The organism is Seonamhaeicola sediminis (genome assembly GCF_004358095.2).
Taxonomy (GTDB): Bacteria; Bacteroidota; Bacteroidia; order Flavobacteriales; family Flavobacteriaceae; genus Seonamhaeicola; species Seonamhaeicola sediminis.
This window is the reverse complement of record NZ_SMZJ02000008.1, coordinates 1-22,439: the sequence shown is the minus strand read 5'-3', so window position 1 is coordinate 22,439 and position 22,439 is coordinate 1. Positions and strand designations below refer to the sequence as shown.

The following is a 22,439-nucleotide window of genomic DNA, read 5'->3' as shown; positions in this document are numbered from 1 at the left end:
TTCTTAATACTTTAATCTAGTATTTTTAATGTTTTATAAAGCTCCCCATTCCTTCAGTACATCTTCATTTTTTTTGATATAAGGAGCATAATTTTGCTTCTTGGCAAGCTCTAAAGAGGCTTTAGCGGCTTCAATAGCACCTTTTTTATTTCCTGCTTTAGCATGAATTAAAGCCTGTTGATGTATGAACCAAAAGCGAGGTTTTTTACTGGTCATTTCAACTGCTTTGTCAATCCATTTTACAGCTTTTTCAATATCTTTCCCTTCCTCGTAATAATAGCTAGCAGAGGCAAAATAATCCTGCGCGCTGGGTCCTCCCATAACCGCTTTAATACTTTCAGAAACTTTGGTATCTGTCGGTACAGAAAAAGGAACAGCAGCATACGATTTTTCCCAAATCAATTCTAAAATGGCACTGTCATTTTTTATATTATTAATGTCAATAGCAAAGGTTTCCACATTAAAAGGAATTTCTTCTACTTCAACCTTAGCAGATGCAACTACTTTACTGTCATCCCAGTTTTGAGGCGTGCCCCAATTATTGGTGTCAGAATAAAGCATAACATCCCAATCGGTAGCAGAATTCAACCTTGTATAGATAGCATAAGTTCCAGCTTTAACGTCAGTTCCTGCAAAAGTAACATCATCGCTAAAAGTAATAGTGGTATTTTTATTAGCTCCTGTTCTCCAAATAGTTCCCCAAGGCTCTAATTCGCCAAATATAGTCCTACCCTTTACGCCTGGGCGAGAATACTCAATAGTTATATCTGTTAACCCTACCTTTTGTTCTAATTTGGCAGACGGACTTGGTGCTGGGGTTTCAACTTGTGCACTTACCATGTTAGTTGTAGCAAATGCCATAAATAGTAATAATAACTTTTTCATTTTTGATTGTTTTAAATTTACATCTGTTAAAATTAACGATTAAATAACTGCTTACTGTTAATAAAACCTTAAATAAGCCTTTATATTTGCATGGGCTATTTTTCAATTCTTTAGTAAAAAAGATTTATATGAAATGCTAAAGAAAAAAACATATTTAGAGAATAAGGGCATATCATCAGACCCCAAAAACAAATAGTAAAAATGAAACAATACATTTCAGAAACCATAGGAACCTTTGCCATGATATTCTGTGGTTGTGGCGCCATGACTATCAATGAAGTATCAGGGGGTGCTATTTCACACGTTGGAATAGCTGCTACTTGGGGGTTGATTGTAATGGCCATGATTTATGCATTTGGTGAAATATCTGGAGCACATTTTAACCCTGCAGTAACCATAGGATTTGCCTTTGCGAAAAAATTTCCTTGGAACAAAGTACCGCTTTACATAATTGCTCAAACTTTTGGAGCTATTTTAGCTGTTTTTTTGTTATGGTTTCTATTTCCAGAAAGTCAGTTTTTAGGTGAGACAACACCTGCCGAAGGCTTTCCTGCTCATAAAGCTGCCATTTTAGAATTTCTTCTAACGTTCTTTTTAATGGTTGTGATTATTAATGTATCTACAGGAAGTAAAGAAATTGGTACAATGGCTGCCATTGCTGTTGGTGGAGTCATTCTTATGGAAGCCATGTTTGCTGGCCCTATGACCAAAGCTTCCATGAACCCAGTGAGATCTATTGCCCCTGCCTTATTCACAGGGAATTTTCAATACTTATGGCTCTATATAACAGCGCCTATTTTAGGGGCCATTACTGCGGTATCTAGTTGCAAATTAGTAAAGGATGACAAATGCTGCTAAACTTACAATAGAAAACTTCTATAGTCATATATTTTATTTTGTTTAACTTTTTTTAAAATTAATTAAACATTTTGTATCTTTACCATAAATATCCAAATTATGGCAAAGAAAAAATCCATTTCAAAAAACGATATCATTTCCTGGTACATGGATTATGTATTGGAATATGGTGAAAACCCTAAAACAGTATTTGCTTTTGCCAAAACTAATAATTTTGAGGAAGCTGAATTCTACAAATCTTTTGCATCATTCCAAGCCATTGAAAAAGGCATTTTTGAAGCATTTTTTACAAACTCAGTAAAAGTGCTCAATAAGAACGAAGATTATGCAATTTTTGATGCTCGCAATAAATTATTAAGCTTTTACTATACGTTCTTTGAGAATCTTACAGCAAATAGAAGTTATGTAAAACACGTGCTTAATAAGTACAAAAATGATCTTAAGGGACTACAAGTGCTTTCAGAATTAAAATGGCATTTTACAAGATACGTGGGGCAATTAGAAATACAAATGCTAGATATAAAACAAGAGCAGATAGAGAAATTACAAGAGAGAGCTCTTAAAGAATCAGCTTGGTTACAGTTGTTAATGACTATAAAGTTTTGGTTAGATGATACCTCGGCTTCATTTGAAAAGACAGATATTTTCATTGAAAAATCTGTAAACACCACATTTGACGTGTTAGACATAGCACCTGTAAAGAGTGTGATAGATTTAGGAAAATTTCTTTTCAAAGAAAGATTTAGCATGAACTAGCTTATGAAAACCATTGATAACATACCTACATCAAAAATTCAACGTGCTACAAAGCTAGTTACTACTGGTGCCAAAGTTGGCGTGAATTATATAAAATATTATGGTGATAAGATTGTAAAAACAGAAGCTGAAGCCAAAGAACGCCTTAATAAAAATAATGCAGAAGACATTTATGACGGTTTAAAACAACTCAAGGGTAGTGCTCTAAAAGTGGCCCAAATGCTTAGTATGGAAAAAAGCATTTTACCCAGAGCTTATGTAGAGAAATTCTCTTTAGCGCAATTTTCAGTGCCACCTCTATCACCACCTTTGGTAATTAAAACATTTAATAAATATTTTGGAAAACATCCAAATGATTTATTTGATACTTTCAATGCAACTTCTGTAAATGCCGCTAGCATCGGTCAGGTGCATATAGCATTTAAAGATGGGAAAAAACTTGCTGTGAAAATCCAATACCCAGGAGTTGCAGAAAGTATCGCTTCAGATTTAGCCATGGTTAAACCCGTGGCTATGAGCATGTTTAATATTAAAGGAAAAGATTCAGATAAATATTTTAAGGAAGTAGAAAATAAGTTGGTTGAGGAAACTAATTATATTTTGGAGGTAGAACAAAGCAAGGAAATATCAAAAGCTTGTGCGCATATTTCTAACTTAAAGTTTCCGAAGTATTATGAACAATTTTCTTCTGAACGTATCATTACTATGGATTACATGGAAGGTGAACATCTTTCTGAATTCACGGCTCATAATACCGACCAAGAGAAAGCAAACAAATTAGGTCAAGCCCTTTGGGATTTTTACATGTTTCAAATACACAATTTAAAAAAGGTACATGCTGATCCACATCCTGGAAACTTCCTGATTTCTCAAAAAGGAGAATTAATAGCTTTAGATTTTGGGTGTATGAAAGCCATTCCAAAGGAATTCTATACACCCTATTTTGAGCTTGCTTTGCCAGAAAATATAAATAATCAGGAAAAATTTGTTACAAAATTATATGAGCTAGAAATCTTGAAAGATGATGATAGCAACGAAGAATTGGAATTTTTCACAGAAATGTTCCATGAGATGCTAAGTCTGTTTACACAACCATTTCATAATGAAATCTTTGATTTTTCGGATGCTACATTTTTTGGAAAAATTACAGAATTAGGAGAGCGTTACTCAAAAAGTACAGATTTAAAGAAAATGAATGGTAATCGTGGTTCTAAACACTTCATATACATCAATCGTACCTTCTTTGGACTTTATAATTTAATGTTCGATTTGAAGGCCGAAAACATCAAAATAAATAATTATCTAAGATTATCATAACATGCGGTATTTCAGCGAAAGCGACATACAAAACTTAAATCATATTTATAAAATCAATTTGATTAATAGTTGTTCTGGTTATAAATCTGCCAACTTAATCGGCTCCATTTCTGAAGACGGTAATGAGAATGTAGCCGTATTCAGTTCTGTAACACATATTGGGTCTAGTCCCGCCATGTTGGGCTTTTTTTTGAGACCAACAACTGTGTTAAGAAACACTTATGAAAATTTAAAGGTAACAGGCCAATATACCATAAACCATATACATAAAAACATTACTAGCGAGGCTCATCATACCTCAGCAAAGTATGATGCTGATATTTCAGAATTTGATGTTACCAATTTAGAGGCAGAATACAAACCTAAATGTATAGCACCTTTTGTTAAAGGAGCCCCTATTCAACTCGCCATGCAATATATTGAAGAGTATCCCATAAAAGCAAACAATACCATTTTAGTTATTGGAAAAGTTAAAGGCCTATATGTAAATAGTGGTTTAATTGAAGAAGACGGATTTATAAACCTTTCAAAAGCTGAAGTAGCTGCTATTAACGGATTAGATGGCTATGTAATTCCTAAAGAAAAAGTACGCTATGGCTATCAAAGACCAAAAACATTAATAATGAACTCATGACTATTCTTGTAACAGGAGCAACAGGTTATATTGGTAAGCGTTTGATTCCTCTATTATTGAATCAAGGGCATACTATTGTTTGTGTGGTTAGAGATAGATTAAGAGCAGATAAAAGTTATGCTGATGAGGACAATATTTACGTAATTGAAGCCGATTTTTTAAAGCCAGAAACGCTTGTAAACATTCCAAAAAAAATTGATGTTGCTTATTATCTAATTCATTCCATGTCTAATTCTTCAAAAGACTTTGAATCTCTTGAAGAACGTTGTGCTATTAACTTTAAAAATTACGTTGAAACTACAGATGTTGAACAAGTTATATATTTGAGTGGGATTACCAATGAAGATGTTTTATCTAAACACTTACGCTCCAGAAAAAATGTTGAGGAGCATTTAAAATCCGATACTTATGCATTAACTATTTTTAAAGCTGGAATCATTGTAGGTTCTGGAAGTTCTTCTTTTGAAATCATCAGAGATTTAGTTGAAAAACTACCCTTTATGATTGCTCCAAAGTGGTTAAACACTAAAACGCAACCATTGGCTGTAAGAGATGTTTTAGCATTTTTGTATCACGCCGCAGGAAATGAATCCGTGTACAATAAATCATTTGATGTTTTTGGTCCGGAAATTTTAACATACAAAGAAATGCTACTTCAATTTGCGGAAGTTAGAAGCTTAAAACGTTACATTTTTACAGTGCCTTTAATGACCCCAAAACTGTCATCGTATTGGTTGTACTTTGTAACATCAACCTCATACAAATTAGCGACCTCGTTGGTAGATAGTATGGGTATTCAAATTATTGGAAAATCTAGCAACATTAATAAATTACTTAAAGTAAACCCTATAACCTACAAGGAGGCAGTGCAGCTAGCTTTTGAAAAAATAGAGCAAAATAGTATTGTTTCCAGTTGGAAAGACTCAATGGTTAGTAGCGGCAGACTAAAAAATAACTTGCATAAATATGTTAACGTACCAAAATTTGGTTGTTTTGAAGATGTTCAAGAACGTAATATTATAGACGCAGACCAAACCATTGAAAAAATATGGCGTATTGGTGGTAAAAATGGTTGGTATTACGGCACAATTTTATGGAGAATACGAGGTTATTTAGATAAACTGTTTGGTGGTATTGGTTTACGACGTGGTAGAACCAACCCTACAGCGTTAGATGCTGGAGATGCTCTTGATTTTTGGCGTGTTATTTACGCAAATAAATCCCAACAAAAATTATTGCTTTATGCAGAAATGCGCTTACCTGGTGAAGCTTGGTTAGAATTTAAAATAAGAGATAACAAACTGATACAAACTGCAACCTTTAGACCTAGAGGGTTATGGGGCAGGTTATACTGGTATAGCGTTCTCCCCTTTCACAGTTTTATTTTTTCTGGAATGATTAACAAATTAGTTAAAGTTGAATCACAAAAAGCAGCACTTACCACAGAAAATTTGCCCAATTTGTAAGCGTCCGTTCTCGTGGAGAAAAAAATGGGCAAAACATTGGGAATTTGTAAAGTATTGTAGCAAAAAATGCAGAAAAAACAAAGTAACATAGGTTTGGTTTGGTTTAGAAACGATTTACGTGTTAACGACAACATGGTTTTAAATGCAGCCACAAAACAGCATAAACATGTAATTGCATTGTACTGTTTTGATCCTAGACATTTTAAGGAGGAACCATTTGGCTTTAAAAAAACTGAAAAGTTTAGAGCTAAGTTTTTAATTGAAACCGTTGAAAATCTAAAACAAAATTTAAGTGATTTTAATATTGAACTTTTCATTTATCTTAAACAACCTGAAACCGTAATTCCAAAACTAATTGATCAATTTAATATAGATTCCATATACCTACAAAAAGAATGGACTAGTGAGGAAGTTTATGTTTTGCAACAGGTAAAGTCTAACATAGCAAAACACGTTACATTCAAAGAATATTATAATCAATTTCTATTTCATCCAGAGGATCTTAATATACCATTTGAAGATATTCCTAAGGTATTTACAAACTTTAGAAAAAAAGTTGAAAAATATGGTACAATAAGACAAGTTGAGCATCCTAAAGCGGTTGCACCCATTGAGACCCTTTTAAATACAACTAAAATTCCAAAACTAGAAGATTTGGGCTTTGGTTATTTTGAAACACACACAAATTCTGCCTTTCCTTTTAAAGGTGGTGAAAATGTAGCTACAAACAGATTAAATGATTACTTTTTTCAAACTAAAAGATTAGGATTCTACAAAAAAACAAGAAACGGACTTGTAGGTAAGGATTATAGCTCTAAACTCTCCCCATGGATGGCAAATGGCAGTATTTCAGCAAGAACAATTTATTGGCAAGTAAAACAGTTTGAAAAAGAATACTACAAAAATCAATCTACATATTGGCTCATTTTTGAACTCATTTGGCGCGATTATTTTAAATATATTTCACTTAAACATGGTAATTCTATATTTAAAATTGAAGGAATTCTAAACAAAAATTACGAATGGAAAAGTAGTAAATCTAAGTTAGAAAAATGGATTCATGGAGAAACATCTTCATCTTTCGTAAATGCCAATATGATAGAGCTAAAAAAAACTGGTTGGATGAGCAATAGAGGTAGACAAAACGTAGCATCCTATTTTTCAAAAGATTTGCATCTCGATTGGAGAATTGGTGCTGCATATTTTGAAGCACTTCTTCTAGATTATGATGTTCATAGCAATTATGGTAACTGGATGTACGTAGCTGGTGTGGGCAACGACCCGAGAGACAGAAAATTCAATGTGGATTTACAGGCTGAACGTTATGATGCTTCTGGGAAATTTCAAAATATGTGGTTACAAAAGACATTATTCTAAGACATGAGCAATAATGAAATTCACATTATATTTCCGCATCAATTATTCAAAACGTCTAAAGCTCTAGATGCAACTGATGTCATTTATTTAGTTGAAGAATACTTATTTTTTAACCAATATAAGTTCCATAAACAAAAACTGGCTTTTCATCGTGCAAGTATGAAGGCATATCAGGATTTTTTAGAGTCTCAAAATAAAACAGTTACTTATATTAGTGCTATTGATCACACATCAAATGTTAGAGTACTACTTCCAAAACTTAAGAAAGATGGTATTACAACCCTTCATATTATAGAACCCACAGATAATTGGCTAGAAAAACATATCAAAGTAGCTTCTAATGGCATGGAGCTGAAATGGTACGAGAGCCCTCTTTTTATAAATACAAAGAAGGATATATCCTCGTTTTTCAAACCATCAAAGAAAAAGTTTTTTCAAACGTCATTTTATAAAGGTGAGCGGAAAAATAGGGATATTTTAATGCATGGCGATGAACCAATAGGTGGAAAATGGACGTATGATTCAGATAACCGAAAAAAATATCCTAAAGGAAAAACACCTCCGGATATCCATTTTCCAAAAAAAACCAAATTTCATAAAGAGGCTGAGGCCTATGTTAAAGATAATTTCTCTAAAAACTATGGACAGTTGGATGATTTTATGGTTTACCCAATAGATTTTAAATCTGCTGAAACTTGGTTTAAACAATTTTTAGAACAACGATTTCATGAATTTGGAGATTATGAGGATGCTATTGTAAAGGAACAACACTTTTTAAACCATAGTTTATTATCACCATTAATTAATATTGGACTTTTAAACCCTAAAACGGTTATAGAAGATGTCATTAATTATGCCAGAGTAAATAAAGTTCCTATAAATTCAACCGAAGGTTTTGTGCGTCAAATTTTAGGTTGGCGAGAATTTATAAGAGGAGTTTATGAGGTTAAGGGTACAGAAGAGCGTACCAAAAATTTTTGGAACTTTTCTAGGAAAATACCCAAATCATTCTATGATGGTTCTACCGGAATTAAACCTGTAGACGACGTTATTAAAAAAGTATTAAAAACAGGTTATGCACATCATATTGAACGCCTAATGATTTTAGGAAACTTTATGGTGCTTTGTGAGTTTGACCCTGATGATGTATACCAATGGTTTATGGAGTTGTTCATTGATGCTTACGATTGGGTAATGGTGCCCAATGTATATGGCATGAGCCTATTTGCCGATGGTGGGTTAATGAGCACAAAACCGTATATAAGCAGTAGTAATTACATTATGAAAATGAGTAATTACCAAAAAGGTGAATGGCAAAACGTCTGGGATGGGCTATTTTGGTCCTTTATGGATAAACAACGTGACTTTTTTTTAAGTAATCCAAGGTTAGGTATGCTTATTAGAACCTTAGACAAAATGAAACCTGAAACAAAAAGAACTCATTTTAGCAAAGCTGAAACTTTTTTAAATGCCCTTGATGATGACAAATAGAGAAGAAATACAAGTTGTATGGCTAAAGCGTGATTTACGTTTACAGGATAACAAAGCCATTTTTGATGCTTTAAATTCTGAAAAACGTGTATTGCTTTTGTATTGTTTTGAACCTATGTTACTTAATGATCCGCACTACAGTGAACGCCATTGGAATTTTATTAAAGAATCTATTAGAGATATGAACAAGGCTTTAAAGCCTTTTAACTCTAAAATCTTGGCAGTAGAGTCTGATATTATTCCAACCATAAATCAGTTGCTTACAAAACACAGAATTTCAAACATTTATTCGCACCAAGAAACAGGCATATTAGTGACTTACGAACGGGATAAAAATTTTAAACGCTATTGCAAAAACAATTTAATCCAATGGCATGAAAATATAAACAATGGGGTTCAACGCGGTTTAAAAAATAGAGATGGTTGGAATAAAATTGTGGATACGTTTTATAGTATAGAACCACTCCCCTTTTCGCCTGTAGAAAATCAGTTGATAAACAAAAATGAAATTGAAACTTTAGAAAACTATTTTAAAATTCCAGATTTAAATACACCAAATGCGACATTGTTCCAAAAAGGAGGTAGAACCACAGGGCTAAGATATCTAGATTCATTTTTTAAAGAGCGCTATCTAAACTACATGAACCACATCTCTAAACCTGAATTAGCCAGAGCAAGTTCCAGCAGAATTTCTCCCTATTTAGCTTGGGGAAATTTATCGGTTCGCGAGGTATATCAAAAAGCATCTAATTTCAAGAAAACAACAACACAAAAAAAACCACTTGAAGCGTTTATGTCGAGGCTGCGATGGCAAACTCATTTTATTCAGAAATTTGAAATGGAGCATACTATGGAAGAAGCCAGTGTAAACAGAGGTTTTCATAAATTAAAAAAAAGTGTTTCTAAAAAATATAAAATAGCTTGGAAAACCGGACAAACAGGATACCCTCTTGTTGACGCTTGCATGCGTTGTTTGAGCGAAACAGGATACTTAAATTTTAGAATGCGTGCATTGGTAGTTTCATTCTTTACTCATAACCTTTGGCAGCCATGGCAAGAAGCTACCACCCATTTATCGCAAATGTTTTTAGATTTTGAACCTGGCATTCACTTCCCCCAGTTACAGATGCAAGCAGGTGAAACTGGTGTGAACATGCTACGCATATACAACCCAGTTAAAAATAGCTTAGAACATGACCCTGAAGCAACTTTTATAAAAAAATGGGTACCAGAATTAAAAGAATTAGACACACCTTTTGTTCATCAACCTTATTTAATGACTGAATTGGAAGAAAAGTTTTATAATTTCAAGTTAGGAAAAGATTATCCAAAGCCAATTGTGGATATAGAAACTTCTCGCAAAAAGGCTAGTGACATCCTTTGGAAATTTAGAAAAGACAAAACTGTACTAGAAGAAACAAAAAGAATACTGAAAAAGCATACCTTGAAAAACCGATTAACTCAGTCTTAAAAAACTGTATTTCAATCACTTATTAACCTTATAAGTTTTATCAATAGCTATATGTTAATTTTTGTTTAACTTTTTTTATTTAAAGTTAAACATTTTGTATCTTTACTTCATAAAGCTATAAAATGATTCTAAATACAACTTATTTTAACAAAGAACATAAACAGTTGTTACAAGATTTGGTAGGACCTCCATTTTCATTTATAGAAGCATTCAAAATGAAAGGTGTAGGATCAAAACGTATGATTATTGAAGATGTTAGTCCTAACCTAAATAAATTCATGAATAAAGTCTCTGATGTAAATTATGCTAATATAGAATTACGTAAAAATGGCATTTTAATATTAATAAACAAAGGCTTGCAAAATTACACTTGGGCCATACCCTATTATCAGTTGGTGATTTATAAAACTAATGGCTCTAGTATTCATGCTCAAGGTAAATTCATTCATTTTAGAAACAGTACAACATTCAAAGAAAACAAAAAGTTTTTTGATAAAATGTTAGATGAAAAAATAAAGTATGACGAGCAATATAATTTTCAAAATATATGAGACTGCATGTTTTAGAAATTGATAGAATTATTGAAATGGCTTGGGAAGACCGTACCACTTTTGAGGCTATTAAATTTCAGTTTGGACTGAACGAACAAGAGGTTATTGAATTAATGCGAAAAGAAATGAAACCCAGTAGTTTCAAGATGTGGCGCAAACGTGTACAAGGTAGAATCACAAAGCACGCAAAATTAAGAACATTTGAAAAAAGTCGCTTTAAATGCAGCAGGCAAAAAAAAAATAACACATAATAAAATTTCAAAACGCTAACGTGCTTTGATTGGTTTTAAAACCTATACAGCACATAAAAAAGACGATATGCAATTAGAAAGATTAAAAACAAAAGCAAACGGACACAAGTTAAATGGGTTTACAATAGAAGATATAGGCGATGACCATCTCTTCACAGGACTAGAAACCCCTATGAGAAAAGATGCTTTTAAACTGAGTGATACTGAAAAAAAAGAACGAATTGCCATTTTATTTGAAGAAATTATGGAAGTAATGGGTTTAGATTTGACGGATGATTCTTTAAAAGGTACCCCAAAACGCGTGGCTAAAATGTACATAGATGAAATATTTTCTGGATTAAATCCTGAGAATAAACCCAAGGTTGCCTTATTCGATAATAAGTACCAGTACAACCAAATGTTAGTGGAAAAGAACATAACATTTTATTCTAATTGTGAACATCATTTTGTACCAATTATAGGGAAAGCTCATGTAGCTTACATCTCATCTGGTAAAGTTATAGGGCTGTCTAAATTAAACAGAATTGTTCAGTATTATGCCAAAAGACCACAAGTACAAGAGCGCCTAACCAATCAGATTGCAAACGAATTAAAATCAATTTTAGACACCGAAGATGTTGCCGTTATAATAGACGCAAAACATCTATGTGTATCATCAAGAGGTATTAAAGATGATACCTCTGCGACGGTTACTGCCTATTATGGCGGAAAATTTAATAATTCAGATAAAATTAAAGAATTACAAAATTATTTAAACGGTTAACATTATGGAATTAGAATTAATTAACAGAGCGTTAGAGTTTGAACAAAGAAAAATGCGAGGTTTATCAACTAGTGATAGAGTAAAAATTTCAAGGGAAGCTAAAACTCTAATTTTAGATTTAAATCAGATTTATAAAGCCAAAAAAGACGAAAAAATCATGGACATCATGAAACGTCTAACAGCAATAAAAAGAAAGGTTGAAAAAAGACTACTTGGTAAACATTTAACAGCCGGAATTTAACAATGGAAACAATAGTTATAATTGGTGGTAGTAAAGGTATTGGTAAAACTATTCTAAAAGAATTAGTTACCAACAATAAGGTCATTAATATAAGTAGAACAGCTCCCGAGCAAACACATGTCAACTTAACACACTATGACTGTGATGTTACTAAAGATCAATTACCAAACCTAGAAAATACCGATAAACTAGTTTATTGTCCTGGTAGCATAAATCTAAAACCCATTTCAAGATTGAGTTTAGATGACTTTCAAAGTGATTTTAACATCAATGTTTTGGGGGCAGTAAAGGTTATTCAAAAATATTTACCACTCCTTAAACAAGGAAAAAACCCTTCTATGCTTCTATTTAGCACGGTTGCTACTAAATTAGGAATGCCTTTTCATGCCAGTGTAGCCGTATCAAAAGCAGGTGTTGAAGGCTTGGTAAAATCTCTTGGAGCAGAATTGGCTCCTACCGTAAGAATAAATGCCATTGCTCCAACTGTAACTAATACAGAATTAGCTACGAAACTATTGAGAAATGAAAAAATGATTGAGAATATAACAGAACGTCATCCTTTAAAAAAATTCCTTGAACCCAAGGAAGTTGCACAAATGGCTACGTTTTTACTATCGCAGAAAGCAGCTTCAATTTCTGGGCAGATTTTTGAAATGGACTGTGGCATTGTAAATTTAAAAATCTAAATTATGAATACACTAAAAGCTTTTGTTTCTACATTGCATACACCCGTGAAAAGACTTAATAAAGAAAGTATCTACGATATTTCGATTAATGACCTAAATGGTAATCCTATAAATTTCAAAGATTTCCAAGGGAAGTATTTAATGTTTGTAAATGTCGCATCAAAATGTGGTTTTACACCGCAGTACAAAGATTTACAACTATTATACGATACTTACAAAGACCATTTGGAAATCATTGGTGTGCCATGTAATCAGTTTGGTAATCAAGAACCCGGAAATGCCAGTGAAATAGAAACCTTTTGCCAGATTAACTATGGTGTAACTTTTACCATTACAGAAAAAATAAATGTAAAAGGAAAAGATCAGCATGAACTCTATAGTTGGCTTACTGAGAAACTAAATAATGGCGTTAAAAGTTCAAATGTTAAATGGAACTTTCAAAAATATCTAGTAGACCCCAAAGGACAATTAATTGAATATTTTTTTTCAATTACCAATCCTATGAGTTCAAGAATCACCAAATATCTTAAATAAAAAAGCTATGTTTAAATTATTTAAAAGAAAATCGAAAAGAGAAAAATTAGAAGAAAAGTTTAAAAAATTAATGCAAGAGTGGCACAAATTATCATCAATTAACAGAGCTGCTAGCGATAAAAAATATGCTGAAGCTCAAAAAATCGCACAAGTTTTACATCATATGAAACATGAAGCTGCTTAGTCTATTAATCATATTTCTAGTCATTAATTTTGGGGGGTTAGCCTTGGGTAATTGGTTTATGGGAAATGGTCCTCAAACCCAATGGTATTTATCTTTAAATAAAGCCCCATGGACGCCTCCTGGTTGGGTTTTTGGAGTGGCTTGGTTTAGCATAATGGTTTGTTTTTCTATTTATATGGCTTATCTCTATAAGCTCATTCCAGAATACCAAGTCATTCTGTTATTTGGTATTCAGTTCATGCTTAATGTTAGTTGGAATTATGTATTTTTTAACAAGCAATATATTGCTTTAGGCTTTATTGTAATTCTGTTACTAACCTTAGTTATAGCTTTGCTACTATACCTTTACGCAAAACCTTTAAAAAGTATAAACCTATTAATACTACCCTATTTATTATGGCTAATTATTGCATCTACTTTAAATGGTTATATATTATTTAATAATTAAAAATGAAAATCTATACATTACATAAAAAACAAAAATTTCCAATTAGTATTGACAAAGCTTGGAACTTTTTATCTGATCCAAAAAATTTAAAAACCATTACACCAGATTATATGGGTTTCAATATTTTATCTGGAGCAGACAGACCCATGTACGCAGGACAAATTATTCAGTACATTGTAACACCTGTTTTAGGGATAAAAACTAAGTGGGTCACGGAAATTACACATGTAATTGATAAACATTATTTTGTAGACGAGCAACGTTTTGGCCCGTATGCTTTATGGCATCATAAACATTTTATAAAAGAAATTAAAGGTGGCGTTGAAATGGAAGATATTATAGATTATAAACTACCATTTGGCTTTTTAGGCTCTTTAATGCACCCTTTTATGGTAAAACCAAAATTAGAAGAGATATTTAACTACAGAAAGCAAAAGTTAGAAGAACTATTCGGTTATTATTGATAGTAAATGAAACAGCCCATTAACTTATTCTGGTTTAGAAGAGACCTTAGACTTTATGACAATAAAGGATTATCAGAAGCCTTAAAAGGCAAATACAAAGTATTACCAATATTCATATTTGACTCTATTATCCTAGACAAGCTACCAAAAGATGATGCTAGGGTAACCTTTATTCATAATACGCTACAAACTATGCGTGAGGATCTACAAAAAAATAGCAAATCTAATATTGCTCTTTTTTATGGTACACCTATCGATGTTTTTAAAACCATTACAAAAACCTACAATATTAATACTGTATATACGAATCATGACCATGAACCCTATGGTAAAGAAAGAGATATAACTATAGAACGCTTTTTGAAAAATGAAAAAATAGCTTTCAAAACATTTAAAGATCATGTTATTTTTGAGAGGTCTGAGGTAGTTAAAAGTAATGGAGAACCATATTTGGTATATACCCCTTACATGAAAGCTTGGAAAAAAAAGTTTACTGAGGGTCATCTTGATGAATATAAAACTGAAGAAAATTTCAATAATTTATACCAACAAAATGAAGCTTCTAATATAAAACTTGCTGATATTGGGTTTAAAAAATCTGGTCAATCTATTAAACCTTACAAAATTGATTCAGAGCTAATAAAGACCTATGAAGCCAATAGAAATTTCCCAGCAGCAGATGCTACTTCCAGATTAGGGCCTCATTTACGTTTTGGAACCGTGAGTATTCGTAAGATTGTTAAAAAATCTCTTTCCCAAGAATACCCTGTCTTTATAAATGAACTAATATGGAGAGAATTTTTTATGCAAATTCTTTGGCACTTTCCCCATACTATAAAAAAGTGCTTTAAACCAAAATATGAGAGACTGCAATGGAAAAATAACGAAACAGATTTTAAAGCTTGGTGTCTTGGTCAAACAGGATATCCCCTAGTTGATGCTGGTATGCGACAGCTTAACGAAACTGGCTTTATGCATAACCGGGTGAGAATGTTGGTAGGCAGTTTTCTTTGTAAACATTTACTAATAGACTGGAGGTGGGGAGAAGCCTATTTTGCAGAAAAGTTACATGACTATGAACTCTCAAGCAATATAGGTAATTGGCAATGGGTAGCCGGATGTGGTGTGGATGCTGCACCCTATTTTAGGATTTTCAATCCAATAACACAGGTTAAAAAATTTGATAAAAATTTAGATTACATAAAAAAATGGGTCCCAGAGTTCCAAGAATTTAACTATCCAAAACCTATAGTAGAACACAAATTTGCGAGAGAACGTTGTTTAGATTTCTATAAAAAAGCCCTGAATTAATATAATCTATAAAGTAGTTTGAAAACTCTTCGTTTATTTAAATCATAAATTTTGTATAATAATTCAGCTTAGAAAACATAAGTTTCATAGATTTTATTATATTGTCAAAATTCGATGTTTTAATCGATTTAAATTATATTAAATATATGAAACTTATTGAAAGAGCTTTAGAGTTTGAACAACGCAAACACACCTTTAAAACTACTAGCGAGCGTATTGAATCGTCTCGTGAGGTTAAAGCACTTATTCTAGAGATAAATGATGTTTATAAAGAAACTAAAGATCCTGAACTTATGGATTTGATGAAACGCTTAACTGTAATAAAACAAAAAATTGAAAAACGATTAAAAGGAAGGCAAAACAATTTAATTGGATAGTTTATTTAATCATCAAATCAAAATATCTTATTCATAGTATTATCCAAATCATTTAATTAATTTTTACTTATATAAAAATACAAATACTTTTTAAGATAGTTAACTTTTAGTAAAAACACATTGTGAAAGCTAAAATTTAGGGTAAATTAAAACTCTAAAATAGTTTTGGAACGAAATGCTTAAAACAAAATCAATAAAAAGTGAGTTTTATTATGATTATTAAGCTTTTGTGTATTTTTAATACATGCAAGTAACCTCAACTAATATAGCAAAACCAACTACCTTTACTTGGAATGGTAAAACCATTACCACAGGCATTTACAAATTACCAACAGATAAACCTTTTTTCTTGGGGACATATGATGTTAAGAACGACTCCGTTATAGATAGAAAAAATCATGGAGGCGAATTTAAAGCCTGCTACCTATTCTCTGAAGATCATTACGATTATTGGAAAAAATTATACCCTAACTTAGATTGGAATTGGGGTATGTTTGGTGAAAACTTAACGGTTTCTGGTTTAAATGAGGATAAGATATATATTGGTGATGTTTATAAAGTTGGAAAAGCTTTAGTACAAGTTACCCAGCCTCGCGAACCCTGTTTTAAATTTGGTTATAAATTTGGCTCACAGGAAGTCATAAAACAGTTTATTGACTATGGGTATCCCGGTACTTATGTCCGTGTTTTAGAAGAAGGGTATGTTAGAGAGGGTGATAAATTTAAATTAATCAAACAAGCTGAAAACAGCATTACAACAGTAGAATTCTTTAACTTATTTTTCTCAAAAAACAAAAACAAAACTCTTATTAAGGCCATCATTAACAATAATTCACTACCACAAAGAAAACGAGATAAATTGAAAACTTTTTTATATTAATGACCAAATTCGAAGAAATTGTAAATATTTTAGACATGCAACCGCACCCTGAAGGGGGCTTCTTTAAAGAAACTTATAGAAGTAAAGGACTCATTAGAGAAAAAGATTTGAACGATTACATCAATGGAAAAAGAAACTATTGTACTGGGATTTACTTTTTACTGACATCAGATTCCTTTTCAGCATTTCATAGAATTAACCAAGATGAAATGTGGCATTTCTACAAAGGCACTCCTTTAAAATTACATATAATTTCAGAAAAAGGAAACTACTCCAATGTTATTGTTGGTAACAACTTAGAAAAAGGAGAAGTGCCTCAATTCACAGTTAACGCCAGAGATTGGTTTGCTTCCGAAGTTGTAGATAATGGTGATTATGCCCTTGTGGGCTGTACAGTCTCTCCTGGATTTGATTTTAGGGATTTTGAACTTGCTAATAGAGAAACATTAATTTCAAAATTCCCTCAACATTCAGAAATTATCACAAAACTTACCAGAGTTTGATTAGTTCTAAAACTGATTTATTCTACTGGAAAATCAAAATAACTGTTTGAAAATGGTTCATCTTTAAGTGTAAAGTGCCACCATTCCCGTGGGTAGTTTTTAAAACCAAATTTAGTCATAACTTCGTGTAAAAGTTTTCTATTTGCTTTTTGCTCTTCAGTAATACCTTCATAATTCACCCATGATTGAACACCAAAAAAATCATAGATGCTTCCCATATCCAAAAGTTTTCCTGTATCGGTATCAATAATCGTTAAATCAACAGTACTGCCTTTACTATGCCCAGACTTTGCTGCAATATATTCCTCTTTAAAGAGGTCCTTCTTATTAACATTTGGATAGTATATTGACTTATTGATTGTATCATTTAAGTTTTTTGCCCAACGAATAAAATGATTCACAGCTCTTTGAGGTCTGTACCCGTCATAAACTTTTAAACTCAACCGTTTATTCTTTAGATGCTTGTTGATTAATTTTAAGGCTTCGGCAGTTTGTTTAGTAAGAATAAGTTTATTGGATTTATAACCCTCTATTGGTTTTCCAATAAAGTTCTTTTCAGAAAAATATTTGAGTTCAACATTTAAACTTGGGATAATTTCGTTTACATAGACAAACCCTTCAGGTAGTTGTCCAAAAGAGTAAAAACTATACAGTAATAATGAAAATCTAATAATTTGTTTCATTTTCACTAATTTATTAAAAATTACAATGCAAAATATAAAGCACAAAAAAACCGAGTTCCCTCAAACTCGGTCTTTTCTTAATTTGCTTTTTTATTATGTATTAGATTTGGGGTATCCATATCAACAACATAATGCAAATATTAATTAATTAATCCATTGAACTAAAAAGTATGTTATTTAGTACACTTCAAAAGTAAAATTTAATTTCATTAAAAACGATAAAAAACATTATTAATCGATGAAATACATATAATTTTAACATTTATAGATGAAATACACATAAAACCAGATTAAAAACAAATTATAATATATAAGAATGAAGCACAATCTTCATTTAGAAAATAAAAACCCAATGATTCATCATTAACGACTCTAAAGCTTTACAAGTAGTCAAAAAGAAGTTCGTGTACTATATAAATCGAACTTGAATTGTCAATTAGAAATTATTGAAAAAATGTAACAAATGCTTGTTTCAATTGAAGAAAATAATTTATGAAATTCTAAATCTTATCATCAACCTCAAAGAAAACTATCACCAGTCGTTAATATTACAAACATAACCTTCATAATATCAATCAATTAATCATTTCGTAGTTAAAATTAACATCTTATCGTTATTTGAATAATTTTCATAACATAAGCTTTATATTACACAAAATTTTAACCAAATCGTGTAATAATGAAACTACTTTACCTACTAGTTACTGCATTTATGTTACAATCATCTTTCCTATTTTCTCAAGAATTTGTTTTAGGATTAAAAGGTGGTTTAAATAATAATACCATTGGAGATATTAATTCAAGAGGAGGGTCTATATCAGCAGGAAAACCTGATGAGGTTTTTAGTCCTAACAAAGAAATTAGTTATTTAATTGGAGGTTATTTTATGGCAGAGTTTGGAAGTTTTTTTATCAGACCTGAACTTAATTATGTTTCATTAAAGAACAACTATGATTTCCCTGTAAGAAAAGCTAAATGGGAAACTTCAAAAATTGAATTTCCAATATTACTTGGTGTTGAAGTTTTTGAACCTATTTCCATTTATGCTGGTCCAAGTTTTAACTTTTATGATGAAGTCATTCTTGATGGAGTTCAAGTAACATCATTCAGTGATGGAGGTCCCGATCTTGAAGCTAAAACCATAAGTTTAAATTTTGGGGTGATGGTTAGATACAACCGGTTTGGTATTGACTTAAGATATGAAATTAGCACCAATGAAACAGAAGAAGAACTTTTAGATATTAATAATTCTGCATATGGAGTTAATCTAGCAGATTTGAGGACTTATAAACCAAAAATGCTTAGTTTAAGTTTATCAATAGACATTTTTAGAACAGATGGAACAAATATAGCCGATTTGTTTAAAAGTGATAAAAATTGTGGGTGCCCTTATTAGTTTTTATTTTTAAAATCTACACAAAATAAAAAAGCATCTAATTAAATAGATGCTTTTTTGCTAACTAACTAACCAAAAATATGAATTACAATTACTAAGTTTAAAGTAACCACTCAATAAACTTTTTCATTAAGTGTAATCAAATTATAAATATCAAGCACCGTGCCAAACTAAACTAATCACGTTTTTTATTTTAATTATCTTGCATCTTAATAATTGTAAACCTATCATTTAATGAATAAAGAACCATTATTGACTAACGACACTATTGTTTTTGGGTTGCTAATGTTAGTGCTTGCCTTAGTATTTTATACTTCGTCAAAAAAAACTGGATTTTGGAGAAAATTCTACAACATAATTCCAGCCCTTTTAATGTGTTACCTTTTACCTGCCATATTAAACTCCATTGGACTAATTTCTCCAGAAATATCACAAGTTTATAATATTTCAAAGAACTACTTATTACCAGCAGCCATAGTTTTAATGACCCTTAGTTTAGATTTAAAATCTGTATTGAATTTGGGCCCCAAAGCACTTATTATGTTTTTTACAGGAACCATTGGAATTATTATTGGTGGCCCTTTAGCTATTCTTATAGTATCAATTTTTAGTCCCGAAACTGTTGGAGGTTCAGGACCTGATGCTGTTTGGAGAGGGCTTTCAACAGTAGCTGGAAGTTGGATTGGTGGGGGAGCAAACCAAACTGCTATGTATGAAATTTTTAAATATAATCCAGAAAAGTTTGGAGCTATGATATTAGTCGATATTGTAGTAGCTCAAATATGGATGGCATTTTTACTTTTTGGAATTGGAAAAAAAGATAAAATAGACAATTGGTTAAAATCCGACAATACAGCCATTGAAGCATTAAAACAAAAAGTAATTAACTATGAAAAAAGTGTAATGAAAATCCCCAACCTAACAGACTATATGATCATGCTGGGAATTGCTTTTATGACTGTAGGTATCTCCCATTTAGGATCCATCCACATTTCAGAGTTTTTAACTAATAACTTTAACATATTTACTGATAAAACATCTGCTCTTGCTTCATTTAGCTCCACATTTTTTTGGATGATTACCATCGCAACAATTATAGGTATTGTTTTATCTTTCACTAAAGCCAAAAAATATGAAGGTGCTGGAGCCAGCAAAATAGGGAGTATTTTCATCTATATACTTGTTGCAAGCATTGGAATGAAAATGGACTTAAAATCAATTTTAGAAAACCCAGGCTTACTTATTGTTGGCCTTATTTGGATGGCTGTTCATGTACTACTATTAATAATTGTTGCAAAAGTTATTAGAGCTCCTTATTTCTTTTTAGCCGTTGGAAGTAAAGCCAATGTTGGAGGTGCAGCATCAGCTCCTGTTGTGGCAGCTGCTTTTCATCCCTCTTTAGCAACAGTAGGTGTACTACTAGCTGTAGTTGGTTACGCCATAGGTACTTTTTCTGCACTATTTTGCGCAACTTTGATGGAATTAGTATCACCCACACTTTAGTTTTTAAATAATAATTTATGATATTTGCGCCCAAACAAAATCTTAAATGAAAAAAATCACATTCATATTTCTAGCTTTTTTAATTGCTTCATGTGGAAAAAAAGAACATGATTTAGTAGTAAAAGCTCATGTTAAAGGATTGAAAAAAGGAACCGTTTATTTAAAAAAGGTTATCGATACTAATTTGGTTGCTGTAGATTCTGTTATCATTAACGGAAACTCTCAATTTGAATTATATAGCGATATTGAGTCACCCGAAGTTTTCTATTTATACCTTGATAAAAATAGTAAAGAAGAAGATAGAATAACTTTTTTTGCAGATAAAGGAGTTACTGAGATAAACACGTCACTTAAAACTTTTGCGTTTGCACCAAAAATTAATGGAAGTGAACAACAAAAAGTTTTAGAAGATTATCTAAAAATGGCATCTCGGTTTAACAATGAAAATTTAGAATTAATTAAAGAGTCTTTAGAAGCTCAAAAAGATGGTGATACCGCTAAATTATATGCAACAAAAAAAGATATAGATAACTTATTAAAACGAAAATATTTATACACCGTTAATTTTGCGCTTAATCATAATAACAGTGAAGTTTCACCATATCTTGCACTAACTGAGATTTATGACGCCAGACTTAATCTATTGGATACAATTAATAGTTCCCTAACTAAAAAGGTAAAAGATTCTAAATATGGAAAGCAATTAGATGAATTTGTTACCAAAATTAAAGCACAAGAACGAAATCAATAATCATATAATATATATAAAACAAAAAAGCCTTTCAGAAAAGAAAGGCTTTGTTGTTTATAACTCCTTGAAGGGCATTTTTAAAACTTTTTTGAGCCGATAGAGGGACTCGAACCCACGACCTGCTGATTACAAATCAGCTGCTCTAGCCAGCTGAGCTATATCGGCGTTTTAACGGGTGCAAATATAAAATCAAAATTATAATTTGCAACTATTCCATTAAATTATTTTAGGTTGTTTACCTTATCAATTAACGCTTGGGCTTTTTCCTCTAGTTCATTATTAATTGCTTTAAAATGCGCTTTAGCATTATTTACGTCTTTAGCGTTTACTTTAGCTATTAAATCATCAAAGACATCAATAGCTTCATCTATAATAGCTTCACTCTTTTTAGTATCTGTATCGGTATTATCCAACTCCCAATCACATACTGCTCCAATAACATCCCCTAGAACGTTATTAATATCTTTTTTAAGATTTTTTACACTTGCCATTTTTATGTTTTTTTAGTTTAAAATAAACTACCTCGGGGCAAGCCCACGAGGTATTAAAATAATTTGAGTTGTCCTGAATGAACTTCTTTATATTCCTTCTCTTTTCCTTGATTTTCAACATATCTCTGAATCACATCTTTGCTTGCATAGAGCCCTACTGTATTTGC

The 22,439-nt window shown here is 31.7% G+C and carries 27 protein-coding genes, 1 tRNA gene and 1 pseudogene; 25 read left to right on the top strand and 4 right to left on the bottom strand.

Annotated features, from left to right (window positions below):
• Positions 1-33: 33 nt before the first annotated feature.
• The gene (locus E1J38_RS12425) at positions 34-885 is read right to left on the bottom strand and encodes a DUF2911 domain-containing protein (protein WP_133357190.1); all 852 of its coding nucleotides are present in this window, start codon (positions 883-885) and stop codon (positions 34-36) included.
• A 201-nt stretch (positions 886-1,086) separates the two neighbouring features.
• Here E1J38_RS12425 and E1J38_RS12420 point away from each other — a divergent pair, with 201 nt between their 5' ends.
• From E1J38_RS12420 to E1J38_RS12315, 22 genes and pseudogenes are all read left to right on the top strand, one after another.
• Positions 1,087-1,743, top strand: coding sequence for an MIP/aquaporin family protein (locus E1J38_RS12420; protein ID WP_186525864.1), 657 nt, complete (start codon positions 1,087-1,089; stop codon positions 1,741-1,743).
• Between the two features lie 99 nt (positions 1,744-1,842).
• Positions 1,843-2,499: a TetR family transcriptional regulator C-terminal domain-containing protein gene (locus E1J38_RS12415; RefSeq protein WP_133357192.1), complete on the top strand. Its 657-nt coding sequence runs from the start codon at positions 1,843-1,845 to the stop codon at positions 2,497-2,499.
• A gap of 3 nt (positions 2,500-2,502) precedes the next feature.
• On the top strand, positions 2,503-3,816 hold the full coding sequence (locus tag E1J38_RS12410; protein WP_133357193.1) for an ABC1 kinase family protein: 1,314 nt from the start codon (positions 2,503-2,505) through the stop codon (positions 3,814-3,816).
• A 1-nt stretch (position 3,817) separates the two neighbouring features.
• Positions 3,818-4,450 (top strand): flavin reductase family protein, encoded by a 633-nt coding sequence (locus E1J38_RS12405; protein WP_133357194.1) that lies wholly within the window; start codon positions 3,818-3,820, stop codon positions 4,448-4,450.
• Positions 4,447-5,916, top strand: a complete 1,470-nt coding sequence (locus E1J38_RS12400) for an SDR family oxidoreductase (RefSeq protein ID WP_133357195.1) — start codon at positions 4,447-4,449, stop codon at positions 5,914-5,916. Before E1J38_RS12405 ends, E1J38_RS12400 begins: the two co-directional genes overlap by 4 nt.
• On the top strand, positions 5,867-6,007 hold the full coding sequence (locus E1J38_RS12395) for a DUF2256 domain-containing protein (protein WP_133357196.1): 141 nt from the start codon (positions 5,867-5,869) through the stop codon (positions 6,005-6,007). The genes E1J38_RS12400 and E1J38_RS12395 overlap by 50 nt, the downstream gene beginning before the upstream one ends.
• Entirely contained in the window at positions 5,983-7,293 is a 1,311-nt protein-coding gene (locus E1J38_RS12390) for a DASH family cryptochrome (protein ID WP_133357197.1), read from the top strand. The genes E1J38_RS12395 and E1J38_RS12390 overlap by 25 nt, the downstream gene beginning before the upstream one ends.
• 3 nt (positions 7,294-7,296) lie before the next feature.
• Positions 7,297-8,784 (top strand): cryptochrome/photolyase family protein, encoded by a 1,488-nt coding sequence (locus E1J38_RS12385; protein WP_133357198.1) that lies wholly within the window; start codon positions 7,297-7,299, stop codon positions 8,782-8,784.
• Positions 8,774-10,255, top strand: a complete 1,482-nt coding sequence (locus E1J38_RS12380) for a cryptochrome/deoxyribodipyrimidine photo-lyase family protein (protein ID WP_186525867.1) — start codon at positions 8,774-8,776, stop codon at positions 10,253-10,255. Before E1J38_RS12385 ends, E1J38_RS12380 begins: the two co-directional genes overlap by 11 nt.
• Before the next feature lie 122 nt (positions 10,256-10,377).
• Entirely contained in the window at positions 10,378-10,806 is a 429-nt protein-coding gene (locus E1J38_RS12375) for a hypothetical protein (protein ID WP_133357200.1), read from the top strand.
• Positions 10,803-11,076 (top strand): annotated as a pseudogene (locus tag E1J38_RS12370) (TIGR03643 family protein). Before E1J38_RS12375 ends, E1J38_RS12370 begins: the two are co-directional and overlap by 4 nt.
• Positions 11,077-11,124: 48 nt before the next feature.
• Positions 11,125-11,820 carry a GTP cyclohydrolase I FolE gene (gene folE, locus E1J38_RS12365; RefSeq protein ID WP_133357201.1) on the top strand — a complete coding sequence of 232 codons (696 nt, stop codon included), beginning with the start codon at positions 11,125-11,127 and terminating at the stop codon, positions 11,818-11,820.
• A 4-nt stretch (positions 11,821-11,824) separates the two neighbouring features.
• Complete coding sequence (locus tag E1J38_RS12360; protein ID WP_133357202.1) at positions 11,825-12,061, top strand: hypothetical protein; 237 nt, start codon at positions 11,825-11,827, stop codon at positions 12,059-12,061.
• A 2-nt stretch (positions 12,062-12,063) separates the two neighbouring features.
• Positions 12,064-12,747 carry an SDR family NAD(P)-dependent oxidoreductase gene (locus tag E1J38_RS12355; protein WP_133357203.1) on the top strand — a complete coding sequence of 228 codons (684 nt, stop codon included), beginning with the start codon at positions 12,064-12,066 and terminating at the stop codon, positions 12,745-12,747.
• A gap of 3 nt (positions 12,748-12,750) precedes the next feature.
• Positions 12,751-13,281, top strand: a complete 531-nt coding sequence (locus E1J38_RS12350) for a glutathione peroxidase (RefSeq protein WP_133357204.1) — start codon at positions 12,751-12,753, stop codon at positions 13,279-13,281.
• Between the two features lie 7 nt (positions 13,282-13,288).
• Positions 13,289-13,465 carry a Lacal_2735 family protein gene (locus E1J38_RS12345; protein WP_133357205.1) on the top strand — a complete coding sequence of 59 codons (177 nt, stop codon included), beginning with the start codon at positions 13,289-13,291 and terminating at the stop codon, positions 13,463-13,465.
• A complete protein-coding gene (locus tag E1J38_RS12340; RefSeq protein ID WP_133357206.1) occupies positions 13,452-13,913 on the top strand; it encodes a TspO/MBR family protein in 462 nt (153 codons plus the stop codon). The genes E1J38_RS12345 and E1J38_RS12340 overlap by 14 nt, the downstream gene beginning before the upstream one ends.
• A 2-nt stretch (positions 13,914-13,915) precedes the next feature.
• Entirely contained in the window at positions 13,916-14,377 is a 462-nt protein-coding gene (locus E1J38_RS12335; RefSeq protein WP_133357207.1) for an SRPBCC family protein, read from the top strand.
• Between the two features lie 6 nt (positions 14,378-14,383).
• Positions 14,384-15,688: a cryptochrome/photolyase family protein gene (locus E1J38_RS12330; RefSeq protein WP_133357208.1), complete on the top strand. Its 1,305-nt coding sequence runs from the start codon at positions 14,384-14,386 to the stop codon at positions 15,686-15,688.
• A 146-nt stretch (positions 15,689-15,834) separates the two neighbouring features.
• Positions 15,835-16,065 (top strand): hypothetical protein, encoded by a 231-nt coding sequence (locus tag E1J38_RS12325; protein WP_133357209.1) that lies wholly within the window; start codon positions 15,835-15,837, stop codon positions 16,063-16,065.
• Positions 16,066-16,309: 244 nt separating this feature from the next.
• Complete coding sequence (locus E1J38_RS12320; protein ID WP_133357210.1) at positions 16,310-16,945, top strand: MOSC domain-containing protein; 636 nt, start codon at positions 16,310-16,312, stop codon at positions 16,943-16,945.
• Positions 16,945-17,448 (top strand): cupin domain-containing protein, encoded by a 504-nt coding sequence (locus tag E1J38_RS12315; RefSeq protein ID WP_133357211.1) that lies wholly within the window; start codon positions 16,945-16,947, stop codon positions 17,446-17,448. Before E1J38_RS12320 ends, E1J38_RS12315 begins: the two co-directional genes overlap by 1 nt.
• Positions 17,449-17,465: 17 nt before the next feature.
• Here the strand turns inward: E1J38_RS12315 and E1J38_RS12310 are convergent, their stop codons facing one another.
• The gene (locus tag E1J38_RS12310) at positions 17,466-18,131 is read right to left on the bottom strand and encodes a M15 family metallopeptidase (RefSeq protein ID WP_133357212.1); all 666 of its coding nucleotides are present in this window, start codon (positions 18,129-18,131) and stop codon (positions 17,466-17,468) included.
• 679 nt (positions 18,132-18,810) lie between these two features.
• On the opposite strand from E1J38_RS12310, the gene E1J38_RS12305 reads away from it, so the two are divergent.
• From E1J38_RS12305 to E1J38_RS12295, 3 genes are all read left to right on the top strand, one after another.
• Positions 18,811-19,527: an outer membrane beta-barrel protein gene (locus E1J38_RS12305; RefSeq protein WP_133357213.1), complete on the top strand. Its 717-nt coding sequence runs from the start codon at positions 18,811-18,813 to the stop codon at positions 19,525-19,527.
• 234 nt (positions 19,528-19,761) lie between these two features.
• A complete protein-coding gene (locus tag E1J38_RS12300) occupies positions 19,762-21,030 on the top strand; it encodes a DUF819 family protein (RefSeq protein ID WP_133357214.1) in 1,269 nt (422 codons plus the stop codon).
• Between the two features lie 46 nt (positions 21,031-21,076).
• Complete coding sequence (locus E1J38_RS12295; protein ID WP_133357215.1) at positions 21,077-21,781, top strand: DUF4369 domain-containing protein; 705 nt, start codon at positions 21,077-21,079, stop codon at positions 21,779-21,781.
• A gap of 91 nt (positions 21,782-21,872) precedes the next feature.
• Here the strand turns inward: E1J38_RS12295 and E1J38_RS12290 are convergent.
• Both E1J38_RS12290 and E1J38_RS12285 read right to left on the bottom strand, forming a co-directional pair.
• A tRNA-Thr gene (locus tag E1J38_RS12290) sits at positions 21,873-21,946 on the bottom strand.
• 56 nt (positions 21,947-22,002) lie between these two features.
• The gene (locus E1J38_RS12285; RefSeq protein ID WP_133357216.1) at positions 22,003-22,272 is read right to left on the bottom strand and encodes a hypothetical protein; all 270 of its coding nucleotides are present in this window, start codon (positions 22,270-22,272) and stop codon (positions 22,003-22,005) included.
• Positions 22,273-22,439 lie beyond the last annotated feature (167 nt).